A 13813-nucleotide genomic window follows, 5' to 3' on the forward strand; every position below is an offset into this window, starting at 1 on the left:
GGCGTCAGGCCGCCCCTAGCCCCAGCGCGTCGCGCTGCTTGGCGAAATGATAGGCGAAGAGGTGCATCGGGATACCGGCCGGAAGGGCCGCGAGCTCCGGCCGCACGGCCGGAACCTGGACGACGCCGAACGCCAGCTCCTCGATTGCGGCGTGGGCGAGCGCGAGGATCGCGATCAACCGCCCGCCGACCTTGCGGCTGACCAGCGCGGTGTCCAACGCCCGCTCGAGGCTCGCCGCGTCCGTCGCGACCAGGACCAGCGGCTCGCCCGCTTTCTGCGAGCGGTAGTGGTGGTACTCCTCCAGCGGCGTCGCAATGGCGTGGACCGGGGAGAGCTCCTTGACCTTGGCGGCGCCGAAGCACGCGGTCGCCATGTTCGGGCCCAGACCGGCGAACAGCACCAGCGGCGCATCCGCGACGGTCGTCGCAAGGGCGGCCACGGGCGCGTCGAGCGCGATCGCGAGCCCATCCAGCCGGCTCGCGATCGCGTCCAGATCCGCGCCGAACCGTTCTGCCTCGGGCGTGTCCGCCCAGCGCTGGGCGAGCCGCATCAGGAGCGCCATCGTGGCGGTGCTGGACTGGGTCGGCCAGCCGGAGCGGGTGGCGTGCACCACGAGGCCGTCGTCGAACGCGGTGAGCAGCGCGCTGCCGGGCGTGTTCGAAACGCCGAGCGTGAAGGCGCCGCGCATCCGGGCCCGCTCCAGCGCGTCCATGATCACTGGCGTGGTTCCGCTGGCGCTGATGCCGATCACAAGCGTGCGCGCGTCCGCGGCGGCCACGCCGTAGCTGGCGTAGTCCAGCGCCTGCGCGGCTTCCAGGGGGATGCCAAGCAGGCTCTCGAACGCGTGGCGCACGCCGGCGCCCACATGCCAGCTGTCGCCGCAGCCGGCCACGACCACGCGGGCGACGCCGCGTTCGCGCAAGGCCGCGGCCAGGCGCTCGATGGCTGGCGCTTCCGCCGCCAGCGTCCGCGCGATCGCGCTGCCCTGCGCCATCATCTCGGTCCGCGTGCGCTCGACGCGCGCGAGCCGGGCGGGATCGCCGGCTGCGTCGCGCGACGGCTCCGCCGTGAGGGCGTTGGCGCGGGCGGTTTGTTCAGGGGTCATAGAGCGGCATCCATGGCAAATGCGGGGGGATCAGCGGCCGAGCCGGTCCAGGCCGACCGTGCGGGCGATCAGCAGCATGGCCAGAAAGGAGAGGCCGATCTCCAGCGACGAGATCGCGGCGATCACCGGGGAGCTGTCGAATTGCACGAGATAGTAAAGCTCCACCGGCAGCGGCCGGGCGCGCACATCGGAGGTGAACAGCGCCACCGTGACATTGTCGAACGCCTCGATGAACGTGAAGGCGCCGGCCGCCAGCAACGCCGGCGCGAGCTGCGGAACGGTGACGCGCGCGAAGGTCTCCAGTTTGCCCGCGCCCAGATTGGCGCTGGCCTCGTCGAGACGCGGGTCGAGTCCCGCGAGCCGCGCCATCGCGATGCGGATCACGAAGGGCAGGCAGAACACCGAAAGGCTGAGGATCAGCATGGCGTCCGATGCCCGGAAGGCGAAATAGGCGCCGAAAAACAGGCTCGCGATGCCGATCACCATTCCGGGCATCATCTGGGGCGACAGCAAAAAGGCGTTTAGCGCGCCCTTGCCCGCAAATGCGCCGCGCACGCTCGCAAAGGCGGCCGGCACACCCAGAGCCAGGCAGACCAGCATGACGCTGAAGGCCACGCGAAGGCTGACCAGCACCGAGTCGGTGAGTTGCCGGTTCGCGAACACGGCCTCGTACCAGCGCAGCGAGAACCCCGAGGGCGGGAAGCTGATATAGCCGCGCGGCTCGATCGACACCGCGAGCACGATTAGGCTCGGCGCGACCAGCAGCAGGATCGAGAAGCCTGTCACGATGGCGAGCGCCGCCATGCCGATCCGGTCGGCCCAGACAACTCCGGAAGCCAGCCTCATCGCCGCACCTCGTTCCAGCGGCTGAGCCGCGACCCCAGGCTCACGATCGCGAGCACGAACAAGAAGCAGGTCGAGAGCAGCAGCGTGGCCAGCACGGCCCCGCGCGTCCAGTCGAGCACCACGATGGTTTGCTCGTAGACCTGCACGGCCAGCGTCGAGTAGTTCCCGCCGCCCAGCAGCTGCGGGATAATGAAGTTCGTGTAGGAAACCGCGAACACCAGCGCCAGCCCGGCGAAAATTGCCGGGATGCTCATCGGCACGATCACCTTGAAGAAGGTGGCGGTGCGGCTCGCGCCCAGGTTCAGCGACGCTTCCTCGAGCCGCCGGTCGCGCTCGCTCAGCACCGCGAGCAGGGGCAAAATCATGAAGGGCAGGTGGATCTGCGTCATGCCGATCAGCACCGCCCAGTCGGTGTTGAGGATGCGCAACGGCTCGTCGATCACGCCGAGCCAGATCAGCGATTGGTTGAGAATGCCGCGCCTGCCGCCAAGAATGACCAGCCACGCGTAGGTGCGCACCAGCGCGCTGGTCAAAAGCGGCGACACGATCGCGACCAGCAGCAACGTGCGCCACACGCCGCGCAGCGACCCATACGCGAAGGCGACCGGGTAGGCGAGGAGGAGGCAGAGCACCGTGGAGGCCGCCGCCACCCAGAAGCTGCGCCACATCAGCCGCCACACCAGCGGGTCCGACAAGGCGCGCAGCATCGGCTCCAGCGTAAAGCTGTCGCCCACGATCCGGCCGCGCTCGATGGTGACGAAGCCGAACAGCAGCAAGGTGCCGATCGGCAGCACCATAAAGACCAGGAGATAGGCGACGGCCGGCACGGCGGGCCAAAGGCCGCCGCCGACCAGGGGCCGCATCCACGCGCCGCGGCGGGGCGACAAGGGCCGGGACGGCGGCGGCCGAAGAGCCTCAGTGGACATGCGCGCCATCCTGTCGCCGCAGCACCACGGCGGCGGCCGGGTCCGCGATGCGGGCCACCACGCGATCGCCCGGTCCCGCCTGCGGCCGTCCCGGGCTGCGCGGCGCGATGGCGCGCAGCGGCTCGGGCCAGCCGCAATCGATCTCGTATTCCACCGTGGGGCCCAGCGCGGTCGTGAAGGTGACCGTGCCCGGCCAGCCGGGCGCCGCGTCCCCGGCCGTTGCAGGCTCGACGGTGACGTTCTCGGGCCGCACCACCAGCACGGCCGGCCCCGCCGGCGCCTGCGTGGCGATCCGGGCGGGATCGTCGAAGTGTCCGTTCGCCACCTCGCCCGGGATGACGTTGGCCCGGCCGATGAAGTTCGCCACATAGGCCGTGCGCGGGCGATCGTAGATGTCGAGCGGCGAACCGAACTGCTCGACCACGCCCTTGTGCATCACCGCCACCGTGTCGGAGAGGGTCATCGCCTCCATCTGGTCATGCGTGACGAAGATCGACGTGATGCCGACACGCTGGATGAGCTTGCGCAGCTCGATCTGCATGGTGAGCCGCAGGCGCGCGTCAAGCGCGTTGAACGGCTCGTCGAGCAACAGCACGGACGGCTCCAGCACGAGCGAGCGCGCGATCGCCACGCGCTGCTGCTGCCCGCCGGAGAGCTGCGCCGGGTAGCGGTCTGCAAAGGTCGAGAGGTCGACCAGCCGCAGCGCATCCTCGACGCGGCGCGCTACCTCCGCCCGGGAGGTGCGGCGCACCTTCAGCCCATAGGCGACGTTGGCCGCGATCGTGAGGTGGGGAAACAGCGCGTAGTTCTGGAAGACGTAGCCGACCTCGCGGCGGTTCGGCGGCATGTCGGAGATGTCGTTGCCCTGCACGACGATCCGGCCGGCGTCAGGTGTAATGAAGCCCGCGATGGTGCGCAGCAGGGTGGTCTTGCCGCACCCGGAGGGCCCGAGCAGGGTCAGCACCGAGCCCTTTTCGACAGAAAGGCTGCAGCCGCGCAGCACCGGCAACTCGCCGAAGCTCTTGGACACGTTGTCGATCACGAGGTGGCTCATGCTGTCTCCGCCAGGCTTTGCGCGACCGTGGGGGAAAGGTCGAGGCCGAGGCCCGCAGGCCCCCGGCCCGACACCGCCCGCCCGCCGACCCGCATCGCGCCTTCGATGAGGTCAAGAAAGGGCGACCCGCCGGCGAGCCCGGCCGCCATCGCGCCCAGCACGGCGTCGCCGGCTCCGGTCGGGTCCAGCGCCTCGACGCCCGTGGGCGCGCCGAATTGCGTGAGGCGGCTGGAGCCCGCCATGGCGGCGGCCGCTCCCTCACGCCCGCGCTTTTGCAGGACGCAACAGCCCAGGGAGGCGAGCTGGATCACGGCGTCCTCGTCGTCGCTGTCGGGAAGCAGCAGCCGCGTTTCCTCGCGGCTCGCCGCCAGCACGCTCATGCGGGGCGCCAACGCCAGAAACCGCGCCGTGTCCGCGCCCGCGAACGCCTCACTGGTGTCGACCAGCACCCGAGCATCGCCGGCCGCATCCAGAAGCGCTTCAAGACGCTCGACCGGCATGGGACAGGCCGCGATGGCGCCAAACGAGCCGGCGTCGGCCGGGATGGTGGGCGCAAGCGCGACCGTTCGGGCCCACCACTGCGGGTCGCGGTGGTGCGGAGAGGCCCGCGCGCCGTCCTGCGCGTGTGTTATGCGCGCGGTTCGCGACGGGCCGGGCCGGCGTTCGACGCGCGCCAGGTCGACGCCCTTTGCGGCGAGCGCCTCCAGCCATGCAGCCGGGTAGTCGTCGCCCACTGCTGCGGCCACGCAAGGCGTGACGGCTTCGGCCGCCAGCGCGCCGAGCGCGGCGTAGAGCGCCGCACCGCCCGGAACGGGACCGAAGCGGCCTGCCGGCGTCTCGATCGTGTCGATCGAGAGATAGCCGACGACCAGCACGGCCCGGCGGCGCGTCATTGCCCGGTCCCCAGCAGGGAACGGCGCGTGAGCAGCCGGCTGACGCGGAAGCGCAGCGTGTCGTTCTTCAAATGGAGGCGCGTGTCGGGATCCAGCCCCGTCATACGCGCCAGCGCGGCCGCCAACGCCTGCACGGGGGCCGCCATCGCGAGCGGCGCGAGCGCGGGCGGCACGGCCGGGACGGTGACCCGGTGCGTCGCGTTCGCAATGGGAGCCTCGGGCGTGTCGATCGCGAGCGTAACCACGTTCATGTCGCGCAGCGCCTCGCAATTCAGGTTGGCGTAGCGCGCGATGGCGGGCTGGTTGGCGATCATCACGACGAGGTCCGTCGCCGGCATTGTCCAGTACTGACTGTGGGCGAACTCCTCAAGATCCGCCGACCAGGCGGGAATGCGGGTGAGCTCGACGCATTTCGCCGCCGCGTAGCGGGCCGTGCCGCGCTCCGCGCCGGCGGCCAGGAACCGGATGCCCGTGGGAGCCGAGAGCATCGGCGCAACGGCGTCGGCCGCCCGCAGGGCTGCGCTGATCGCCTCGCCGACGCGGTCGACGTCGAGGCTCTCCGCGCGCCCGGCGGCGCCCTGGGCGAGCAGCATCAGCGCCAGGATGGTGGCCGTGTAGGAGGCCGTGCCGCACAGGAAGGGCGCGACGTCGGCGAGCTCGAGCGAGATCTTGCGGGTCGCGATGGCGCCCAGGCGGCTGCCGTCGCCGTTTACGAGCGCGAGCAGGGGCGCGCCACGCTCCTGGATGGCGTGCGCGGCCTCAACGGTGCGGTCGACGTTGCCGGACATGGAGATTGAGATGACGCGATCGCCGTCGCGCAGGTCCGGCGCAGCCAGCATCAGGTCGAGCGGGCCCACGGCCCGCCAATCGAGGCCGAGCGACTCGGCGTAGCCGGTCGCCGCCTGCGCGGCGAACAAGCCGTCGCCGCAGCCGCACACGAAGATGCGCCCGCCGACGCCCGGCGTGAGAACCGCCGCGTCGGCGCTCCGGAAAGCGTCCGCCCGGCGCCAGAGATCCGCCAGGACCTCCGGCTGCCGCTCCATGTCGCGCCGCATGGGCGACGTCGATGTGTTCGTGCTCATGAGCGGGTCCTCAGCTGGCGAAGAGCCGATCGAACTGTTCGACCAGCTTGCCCCGCACGGGCGCGATCTTGGCCCAGTCCACCGATTGCAGCGCCAGCACCTCGGCCGGCGTCGCGGGCGTGTAGGGCTTCGCGGCCTCCGGAATGGGCACGTCCTTCACGGTCGGGCCGAAGAAGTAGGGCGCGTTCGCGGCCCGCGTCTGGTACTCGACCGAGAGCAGCAGGTTCATCCACTCGGCGACCAGATCCGGGTGGCGGGTCTTCGCGACCGCCGACATGAATGACACGATTGCGACCGGGCCGGGCGTGGGCTTGATGAACTTGATCGGCAAGCCCTTATCGGCCGCGCCGGCGGCGTCGTTGTTCCAGATCGGCGCCAGCGCGATCTCCTCGCGCTCCAGCATCTGCAGCAGCTGCGTGGGCGAGCGGCCCACGATGGGCTTCAGCTCCTGCAGCTTCGCCCAGCCGGGCTCGAGATTGTCCTCGGACCCGCCAAAGGTCTTGGCCGCGATCACCAGCACGCCGAGGCCGAGATTCGAGGAGGCGCGCGGAATGCCGACCTTGCCGCGATATTCCGGGTTCCACAGGTCCGCCCAGCCCTTGGGCGGGGTCTTCACCATCTTCTCGTTGTACGCAATGCCGATCAGCGAGTAGCTCGCCGGCACGCCGTAGCCTTGGCTCTTGGCCACGAAGTCGGGAACCAGGTTGGCGTAGTTCGGGATCTTGGCCGGGTCGACCTTTTCGATGTAGCCGTCCCGGATGCCGATCAGGTGCGGCGGCTCGCCGTTCGGCAGCGCGTCGTAGGGCGAGTAGCCCTGCGCGGCCTTGATCTGCGCCACCACATCCTGGCTTTCGCTCGGCACCAGACGGACCTTGAGCCCTGGGTGCTTCTCCTCCATGCGCTTGGCGAGCCACTGGTGCGGCTCCTGCAATTGGCCCGCGAAGCTGACGATCACGAGCTCCTTGGCCTCCTGGGCCAGCAGGCGCGTGGGCAAGGTCGCGGCGGCGCCGGCCGCCACTGCGGTGGACAGAAAGGCGCGGCGATCGATGGGGCTGTTCATGAAGCATGTCATGGCGGCGTCTCCGAAGGGCTTCGTCGGGCGGGTCACATCGCGAAGGTGCGGTCGAAGCGCTCGACCAGCTGGCCGCGCACGGGCACGATCTTGGGCCAGTCGATCGTCTGCAGGGCCAGCACCTCCTCGGGCGTGGAGGGCGTGTAGGCGGCGGCGTCGGCCGGCACGGCGACGCCCTTCACGGTGGGGCCGAAGTAGTATGGCGCGGCCGCCGCGCGGGCCTGGTATTCGGGGCTGATGATCCCGTTCATCCACTCGTCGACCAACTCCGGCGCGCGGGTGCGGGCGATGCCGGAAAAGAACGAGATGATCGCGATGGCGCCGGGCTTGGGCTTCACAAATGCGATCGGCAGGCCCTTGCCGGCCGCCGCCGCGGTGTTGTTGTTCCATAGCGGAGCGAGCGCAATCTCCTCGCGCTCCAGCATCTGCGTGAGGCTGGCGGGCGAGCGCGCCGCCTTGGCGTCGAGCTCCTTCAGCTTGGCCCAGCCGGGCTCGAGATCGGCCTCCGAGCCGCCGAAGGTTTTGGCTGCGATCGCCAGTGTGGCGAGGCCAAGATTCGAGGACGTCCGGGCGATGCCGACCTTGCCCTTGAACTCCGGTTTCCAGAGGTCCGCCCAGCTCGTCGGCGGCGCTTTCACCATGGACGTGTTGTAGGCGATCCCGACCAGCGAATAGGTCGCCGGCACGCCGTAGCCCTGGCTCTTGTCGAGCAGCGACGGGTAGACGCCCGCCAGGTTCGGCAGCGCGGCGTCATTGCGCCTGGTGAGATACTGCTCGCCGATGCCGATCAGGTGCGGGGGCTCGTCGTTGGGCATCGCGTCATAGGGCGAGAAGCCCTGCCCGGCCTTGATTTGCGCCACGACGTCCTGGCTGTCGGAGGGAACGAGCCGGATCTTCAGCCCGGGGCGGCGCGCCTCCATCTGATCGGCGAGCCAGCGATGCGGCTGCGACAGGACGCCCGGATAGGAAATGATCACCAGCTCGGTGGCGGTCTGCGCGCGCAGGACGGAGGGCGACGCAACGGCGGCGACGCCGCCCAACGCTGTGATCAAGGCTTCGCGACGGCTCATCGACATGGCGGCGGTCCTTTCTAGTGAAACGGATAGCGCTGGCGGCCCACGAATGGGCGATGCTGGGCAGGGAAGGTGGCTGGCGCGCGGGCGCAGGCAGACGGCGCGAGATCGCCGCGGCGGCGCATCAGCGCCGCGGGGGCGTCAGGGTCTGGCGCGTTCGAGCGAGCCCAGCAGGGCGACGAAGAGCCGGCAGGACCGCGAGCGCCACCCGGCGCTGCGACCGCGCGCGCCGCCGCGGCGGCCGGAATGACCGGCGGCTCGGCGGGGGATGCGGGAGTGCGTTGCTTGGCTCACGACTGAAAGCGTTTCACAACCGCCCATGGCGCACAAGATGATTTAGCGCGCAGGGAATGCCTCATCATGAGGCGACTGCGACCGGGCTGCGTACGGTCGCCGCCGCCTCGTTCTGGCCTGCGGGAGCCCGGGTGGGTTGGTGGAGCGCCGCGCAAACGCCGAGCGGAGCGAATGCTGCGATCGTTATCCCACCGCCGCCGAAAACACGCCGCCTAAATGGTCCGGTCAGATATCGTTCACCACGCGATACAAGTTCAACGCGCATACAACTGCAGATTAGTTGAATAAATTCGCCTTTAAGAAGTCGCGCGTTAAACCGGGATGCGCGTTGACGCAGGCGAGGTCCCCGTGAGTTTCGTGCTCGAACTGAAGCATCATGAAGTCGCCTATGTGGGCCGCGCCGTTCTCCGCAACGAGGGCGACCGCGCGCGCATCACCATCGATGGCCATGTGCCAATCCTTCGCGAGAAGGAGTTCATGGATCCCCTGACGGCGAAGTCGCCGGCCGAAAATCTCTATGTGGCGATCCAGGAGATGTATTTGTCCGGCTCGGACGACGCCGCGGGCGACTTCTTTTCCGCGTCCCGCAAGCTGTTGAGCAGCCTGCCACACGCCCAGGAGCCCGTCTCGCAGCTCACCAATCTGGTGCTGACACAGGAAATGAGCAAGGCGCTGAAGGTCGCGCGGACGCTCATTCATCTCGAAGGCAAGAGCGCCTGAGAAAGGCTGGGCTCGCTGAGAGCGCTAGTTTTGATTCGCGAGCCCGGTCTCCAACGCCGCGAAGCTGACGTCGTCCGGCGTCTCGCAGGCCAGCAGGGGCTGCCTCCCGGATAATGAAAGCACGATCGGGTCCGTGGTCACGCACCTGTTGCCGGAGGTCGAAACCGCGCCGATCGGCCGGTCGCCCGCCGATCCCGGTTGCAGCCGCAGCTTTTTGCGCGTCGAGAACGGCGCCACCGTGTTTGTCATCGTGTTGTCAAAAATGAACGCGGTCGCGTGCACGTCCGCGATGACGCCGTTTACGAAATTGCTGATCCGGTTGCCCTTGGCCACTACGGTGCCGGCGCCGCTTCCGCCGAACCAGATCGCGTAGGTGCTGGGAGAGCGGTGCTTGGGCCCATCTACGGACTGGGCGAGCGGCGTGTTCTCGAACACGTTGTTCTCAGCCACGGATCCGTTGAGGTCGCCCGAGAAAGCCAGCGCGATCCCTTCCGCATGCGGGGCTTCCTGCGATCCGCGGATCTCCGAGAACGTGTTGCCGCGGACAAGGGCCCCGGCGCCTGCGATGAACAGGCCATGCGTGTGAACCACATCCGGGATGCTGTCGCCGCCAATGTCTCGGAACTGCGAGTTCTCGACGCGGTTCAGATCGCCGGCCAGGCTCGCGCCTCGCAAGCGGCTCCCCACGATGGCGACATTGTCGAGCGTGTTCGAGCCCCTCTGCGGCTGCGTCTTGGGCGCTGTGATCGCGACGCCAATTCCAAAGCCCGCGATAGTGCCGTTCCGGATCTCGACGTTGGACGCGTCCTTGACCCTTATGCCAAACGTCTGCGTCCCGGGCGTCGTGGGGCCGTTTAGCCGATGGCCCTTGAGGTCCAACGACACGTAATCGCTTCGGATCACGATGGCGTCGGCGTCCGCATTCAGATCCGACTCAAGGCAATAGGCGCCTGGCGACCTGATCACGGCGGGCGTATGCCTGATCGGCCTACATCCACTTCCATCAGGCGCCGGCACGGCGTCCGAGGCCGCAACGATCAACCCTGCTACGCCGGCCAAAACCGGAGCCGCAATAAGCGCCAAACGTTTGGTAGAAACTTCACCGAGCATCGAATCATCTCAGCATGACCGAATGTCGCGTTCTACCACAACGGCTTGCGGCTTCAACAGTACGTTATATCCTGAACACTTTTAACCGAACAAAACGCGCGTTTTTGCCTCAAATCTTTGTTCGTCTTTCTTGATAGCTTCAAAGATTAGATCAGTTTTCATCGCTTGGCTGTGTTGTGGAAACGGCGCCAAATTCGGTCCGTTCGCTGGGACTGCCTCGTCGGTCCTCAGCCCGCTACGGCGTCTTCATATTCGGACGACAGCGCCAGCCATTCCTCTTCGGCCGCCATCAGGTTGCGTTCCAGCTCGGCCCGCTGCGCCGACAGTTGCGAGGCCTTGGCGGCGTCGCGCTGAAAGGCGCTGGAATCACCCAGCACTGAGTCCACACGGGCGATGAGGTCGGCGAGCTTCGCCATGCGCTGCTCCGCCGCCTCGATCTTCTTGCGCAGCGGCGTCAGCGAAGCGCGCCGGCCGGCGGCCTCGCGCCTCTGGTCCGCCTGCGAGCTCCTGTCCGGCTCGCCCGGCTTGGCCGAGCGTTCGCCTCCGGGGCCCTCCAGCACGAGCTTGCGGTAGGCGTCGAGGTCGTCGTCGAACGGCTTCACGGTGCCGCCTCCGACGATCCAGAGCCGGTCGGCGCAGGCCTCCAGCAGGAAGCGGTCATGCGAGATCAGGATCACAGCGCCCTGATAGTCGTTGATCGCCTCCATGAGCGCGGCGCGGCTGTCGATGTCGAGGTGGTTGGTGGGCTCGTCCAGGATCAGCAGGTGCGGGCCGCCGAAGGTCGCCAGCCCCATCAGCAGGCGCGCCTTTTCGCCGCCCGACAGGTTGGCGACGGGCGTGTCCGCCTTGGCGCCGGGAAAGCCCATCTGGGCGCAGCGGGCGCGCACCTTGGCTTCGGTTCCGTCCGGCATCAGTGCGAGCACGCTCGTGAAGGGCGTCGCCGAAAGGTTCAGCTCGTCGAGCTGGTGCTGGGCGAAATACGCGACCTTCAGCTTGGACGACCGCCGCACGACACCCGACATGGGGTCCAGCCGGCCGCCCACCAGCTTGGCGAAGGTCGACTTGCCGTTGCCGTTGGAGCCCAGCAGGCCGATGCGGTCGTCCTCCGCGATGCTGACGGACAGGCGCGACAGCACCGGCTTCTCGCCATAGCCCACGGCCGCGCCCTCCATCGCGATGATGGGCGGCGACAAGGGCCGCTCTGGCGAGGGAAAGTTGAACGGCAGCACGTCCGTGTCGATCAGCGCCGCGATGGGCTCCATCTTCTCCAGACGCTTCACGCGCGATTGCGCCTGGCGCGCCTTGGAGGCCTTGGCCTTGAAGCGGTCCACGAAGGCCTGGAGGTGCTTGCGCTCCTCCTCCTGCTTTTTCACCAGCTTCATCTGCAACGCCTGCTTTTCGCGGCGCTGGCGCTCGAACTGGTCGTAGCCGCCCCGATAAAGCGTGAGCTTGGCCTGGTCGAGGTGGAGGATCTGGTCGACCGACTGGTTCAGGAGGTCGCGATCATGGCTGATCACCAGGACCGTGTGGGGGTAGCGCGCCAGGTAGTCCATCAGCCACAGAGTGCCCTCCAGGTCGAGATAGTTGGTGGGCTCGTCGAGCAGCAGCAGGTCGGGCTCGGCGAACAGCACGGCCGCGAGCGCCACGCGCATGCGCCAGCCGCCCGAGAAGGACGAACAGGGGCGCTCCTGCGCTTCGGCGTCGAACCCGAGGCCATACAGGATGGTGGCGGCGCGAGCCGGAGCCGAATGGGCGCCGATGTCCACGAGCCGCGTCTGGATCTCGGCGATGCGGTGCGGGTCAGTGGCGGTTTCGGCTTCGGCCAGGAGCGCCGTGCGCTCGACGTCGGCGGCGAGCACCACCTCGGAGAGCGTCTCGGGACCGCCCGGCGCCTCCTGCGCGACAGAGCCGATCTTCAGCCCGCGCCCGATAGTCACCGATCCGCCTTCGGTTCCGACCTCGCCGCGGATGATCCGGAACAGGGTTGTTTTGCCGGTGCCGTTGCGCCCGACGAAGCCGACGCGCGCGCCGGTCGGGATGGCGACCGTGGCCTTGTCGAAGAGCGTGCGGGCGCCGAGCCGGAAGGTGACATCGTTGATGTGCAGCATGGCGGGCTTGTCGCAAAGCCAGCCTTGCCGCGCAAGGGTCCCGCTAGCGGCGGCGTTCAGGTCGGGAGGGGAATGAACTCCGTCTCGCCGGGAACGCCGTCGAACTTGCCGGCGCGCCAGTCGGCCTTGGCCTGCTCGATGCGGTCCTTGGACCGGGACACGAAGTTCCACCACAGGTGCCGCGGGCCGTCCATCGGCTCGCCGCCAAAGAAGAGCAGCCGCGCGGCGGTTTCGGCCGTGACGGTGAGTTCGTCGCCGGTGCGCAGCACCAGCAGCCGGCCGGCCTCGAACCGGTCGCCCGCGATATCGATCACGCCCTGCGCCACGTAGATCGCGCGCTCCACATGCTCGGCCGGAATGGGCAGCTTGGCGCCGGGCGCGAGCGCCGCGTCGGCGTAGACCATGTCCGAATAGGTCCGCGTCGGCGCGGTCATGCCGTACATGGAGCCGGCCACCAGCCGCACGCGCTTGCCTTCCGCCTCGATGGTGGGCAGCGCCTCGGCGCGGTGATGCGCGAAGCCGGGGTCGGTCTCCTCGTGCTTTTCGGGCAAGGCGATCCAGCTCTGGATGCCGAACAGCGGCGCTTCCGACAGACGCACTTCCGGCGCCGTGCGCTCGGAATGCACGATGCCGCGGCCGGCCGTCATCCAGTTCACCTCGCCGGGATCGATGGCCTGGATCGAGCCGAGGCTGTCGCGGTGGAGGATCTGCCCCTCGAACAGGTATGTGAGGGTCGCGAGGCCGATATGCGGGTGGGGGCGGACGTCGATGCCGGTGCCCGCCTTGAACACGGCCGGGCCCATCTGATCCCAGAAAATAAAGGGGCCGACCATCTGCCGCTGCGCGGAGGGCAAGGCGCGGCGGACCGAGAAGCCGCCGAGATCGCGCGAGCGCGGGACAATGATCGTCTCGATCGCCGGGTTGGGGCTGTCATGCGCGTCGGCCGCTTCGCTTGCGGACGCGTCGACCCGAACGTTGAACTGAGTCATGGGGGAGCCTCTGGGGGTGTGGCGTTCCTCTAGCTTACCCAGATGACGCCCGCTCGCCAGTGGCCCCCCGCGACGCTATTCCCGCGCAGGCTTCTTGTCGCCGGCGGCGGCCTGCACGATCGCCTGCGTGATCTCCAGGCTGAACAGCGTGAAGCCGAATGCCACCTTCATGGCGAAGAGCGGAAGGGCGAGATCGAAATTGCCCGACTGCGTGGGCTGCGGGACGAGAGGCTGCATGGCGTTGTCGCTCGGCTGGAGCGCTCCTCAGGCGCCGGCGTGGGCCGGCTGATCCCGGACTCAACTGCCAAATTTCAGCGTTGTTCCTGTGCGGAGGGGAGTGCGGCGGTGCGCGCCGCGTTATCGGCCCTCTGCCGCGCCTCGAAAGCTGCCTCACACCATTTGACCGCTCACGCGATCCTGATCGGCCGTGAGGCCGATCGCTCCCGGTTCGGCGTTATACTTTGACTGAAAGCGCCGAACCGGGAGGACTGCCATGATCGACAAGGCGGCCGATTGGATCTTCGTTGTCGCTGTCGTGCTT

General features: G+C 68.5%; 13 protein-coding genes. 1 reads left to right on the forward strand and 12 read right to left on the reverse strand.

Features of this window, described 5'->3' with window-relative positions; translation table 11 throughout:
- Positions 1 to 4: 4 nt before the first annotated feature.
- The 8 genes from IEV99_RS09695 to IEV99_RS09730 are packed head-to-tail and all read right to left on the reverse strand — an operon-like array spanning position 5 to position 8054.
- Entirely contained in the window at positions 5 to 1105 is a 1101-nt protein-coding gene (locus tag IEV99_RS09695; protein WP_188517434.1) for an SIS domain-containing protein, read from the reverse strand.
- Positions 1106 to 1135: 30 nt separating this feature from the next.
- Positions 1136 to 1951, reverse strand: coding sequence for an ABC transporter permease (locus IEV99_RS09700; RefSeq protein WP_188517435.1), 816 nt, complete (start codon positions 1949 to 1951; stop codon positions 1136 to 1138).
- Positions 1948 to 2877, reverse strand: coding sequence for an ABC transporter permease (locus IEV99_RS09705; protein WP_188517436.1), 930 nt, complete (start codon positions 2875 to 2877; stop codon positions 1948 to 1950). The genes IEV99_RS09700 and IEV99_RS09705 overlap by 4 nt, the downstream gene beginning before the upstream one ends.
- The gene (locus IEV99_RS09710; RefSeq protein ID WP_188517437.1) at positions 2867 to 3931 is read right to left on the reverse strand and encodes an ABC transporter ATP-binding protein; all 1065 of its coding nucleotides are present in this window, start codon (positions 3929 to 3931) and stop codon (positions 2867 to 2869) included. Before IEV99_RS09710 ends, IEV99_RS09705 begins: the two co-directional genes overlap by 11 nt.
- The gene (locus IEV99_RS09715; protein ID WP_188517438.1) at positions 3928 to 4824 is read right to left on the reverse strand and encodes a carbohydrate kinase family protein; all 897 of its coding nucleotides are present in this window, start codon (positions 4822 to 4824) and stop codon (positions 3928 to 3930) included. Before IEV99_RS09715 ends, IEV99_RS09710 begins: the two co-directional genes overlap by 4 nt.
- On the reverse strand, positions 4821 to 5906 hold the full coding sequence (locus IEV99_RS09720) for an SIS domain-containing protein (RefSeq protein ID WP_188517439.1): 1086 nt from the start codon (positions 5904 to 5906) through the stop codon (positions 4821 to 4823). Before IEV99_RS09720 ends, IEV99_RS09715 begins: the two co-directional genes overlap by 4 nt.
- Positions 5907 to 5916: 10 nt before the next feature.
- The gene (locus tag IEV99_RS09725; RefSeq protein ID WP_188517440.1) at positions 5917 to 6966 is read right to left on the reverse strand and encodes an ABC transporter substrate-binding protein; all 1050 of its coding nucleotides are present in this window, start codon (positions 6964 to 6966) and stop codon (positions 5917 to 5919) included.
- Positions 6967 to 7010: 44 nt separating this feature from the next.
- Positions 7011 to 8054 (reverse strand): ABC transporter substrate-binding protein, encoded by a 1044-nt coding sequence (locus IEV99_RS09730; RefSeq protein ID WP_188517441.1) that lies wholly within the window; start codon positions 8052 to 8054, stop codon positions 7011 to 7013.
- Positions 8055 to 8693: 639 nt separating this feature from the next.
- Here IEV99_RS09730 and IEV99_RS09735 point away from each other — a divergent pair.
- On the forward strand, positions 8694 to 9065 hold the full coding sequence (locus tag IEV99_RS09735; protein WP_188517442.1) for a flagellar biosynthesis repressor FlbT: 372 nt from the start codon (positions 8694 to 8696) through the stop codon (positions 9063 to 9065).
- A gap of 24 nt (positions 9066 to 9089) precedes the next feature.
- Here the strand turns inward: IEV99_RS09735 and IEV99_RS09740 are convergent, their stop codons facing one another.
- From IEV99_RS09740 to IEV99_RS09755, 4 genes are all read right to left on the reverse strand, one after another.
- Positions 9090 to 10031: a right-handed parallel beta-helix repeat-containing protein gene (locus IEV99_RS09740; protein WP_188517443.1), complete on the reverse strand. Its 942-nt coding sequence runs from the start codon at positions 10029 to 10031 to the stop codon at positions 9090 to 9092.
- Between the two features lie 371 nt (positions 10032 to 10402).
- Positions 10403 to 12283 carry an ABC-F family ATP-binding cassette domain-containing protein gene (locus IEV99_RS09745; protein WP_188517444.1) on the reverse strand — a complete coding sequence of 627 codons (1881 nt, stop codon included), beginning with the start codon at positions 12281 to 12283 and terminating at the stop codon, positions 10403 to 10405.
- Positions 12284 to 12339: 56 nt separating this feature from the next.
- Positions 12340 to 13272 carry a pirin family protein gene (locus tag IEV99_RS09750; RefSeq protein ID WP_188517445.1) on the reverse strand — a complete coding sequence of 311 codons (933 nt, stop codon included), beginning with the start codon at positions 13270 to 13272 and terminating at the stop codon, positions 12340 to 12342.
- Positions 13273 to 13347: 75 nt separating this feature from the next.
- Positions 13348 to 13509, reverse strand: coding sequence for a hypothetical protein (locus IEV99_RS09755; protein ID WP_188517446.1), 162 nt, complete (start codon positions 13507 to 13509; stop codon positions 13348 to 13350).
- Positions 13510 to 13813: the final 304 nt, after the last annotated feature.

It is taken from the genome of Alsobacter metallidurans, assembly GCF_014636935.1.
GTDB lineage: Bacteria > Pseudomonadota > Alphaproteobacteria > Rhizobiales > Beijerinckiaceae > Alsobacter > Alsobacter metallidurans.

Excerpts from the sequence above, each read along its gene's own strand:
- IEV99_RS09715 (WP_188517438.1), bottom strand. The coding sequence starts at position 4,824 with ATGACGCGCCGCCGGGCCGTGCTGGTCGTCGGCTATCTCTCGATCGAC.
- IEV99_RS09695 (WP_188517434.1), bottom strand. The coding sequence starts at position 1,105 with ATGACCCCTGAACAAACCGCCCGCGCCAACGCCCTCACGGCGGAGCCG.
- IEV99_RS09700 (WP_188517435.1), bottom strand. The coding sequence starts at position 1,951 with ATGAGGCTGGCTTCCGGAGTTGTCTGGGCCGACCGGATCGGCATGGCG.
- IEV99_RS09750 (WP_188517445.1), bottom strand. The coding sequence starts at position 13,272 with ATGACTCAGTTCAACGTTCGGGTCGACGCGTCCGCAAGCGAAGCGGCC.
- IEV99_RS09730 (WP_188517441.1), bottom strand. The coding sequence starts at position 8,054 with ATGTCGATGAGCCGTCGCGAAGCCTTGATCACAGCGTTGGGCGGCGTC.
- IEV99_RS09705 (WP_188517436.1), bottom strand. The coding sequence starts at position 2,877 with ATGTCCACTGAGGCTCTTCGGCCGCCGCCGTCCCGGCCCTTGTCGCCC.
- IEV99_RS09710 (WP_188517437.1), bottom strand. The coding sequence starts at position 3,931 with ATGAGCCACCTCGTGATCGACAACGTGTCCAAGAGCTTCGGCGAGTTG.
- IEV99_RS09720 (WP_188517439.1), bottom strand. The coding sequence starts at position 5,906 with ATGAGCACGAACACATCGACGTCGCCCATGCGGCGCGACATGGAGCGG.
- IEV99_RS09755 (WP_188517446.1), bottom strand. The coding sequence starts at position 13,509 with ATGCAGCCTCTCGTCCCGCAGCCCACGCAGTCGGGCAATTTCGATCTC.
- IEV99_RS09725 (WP_188517440.1), bottom strand. The coding sequence starts at position 6,966 with ATGAACAGCCCCATCGATCGCCGCGCCTTTCTGTCCACCGCAGTGGCG.
- IEV99_RS09745 (WP_188517444.1), bottom strand. The coding sequence starts at position 12,283 with ATGCTGCACATCAACGATGTCACCTTCCGGCTCGGCGCCCGCACGCTC.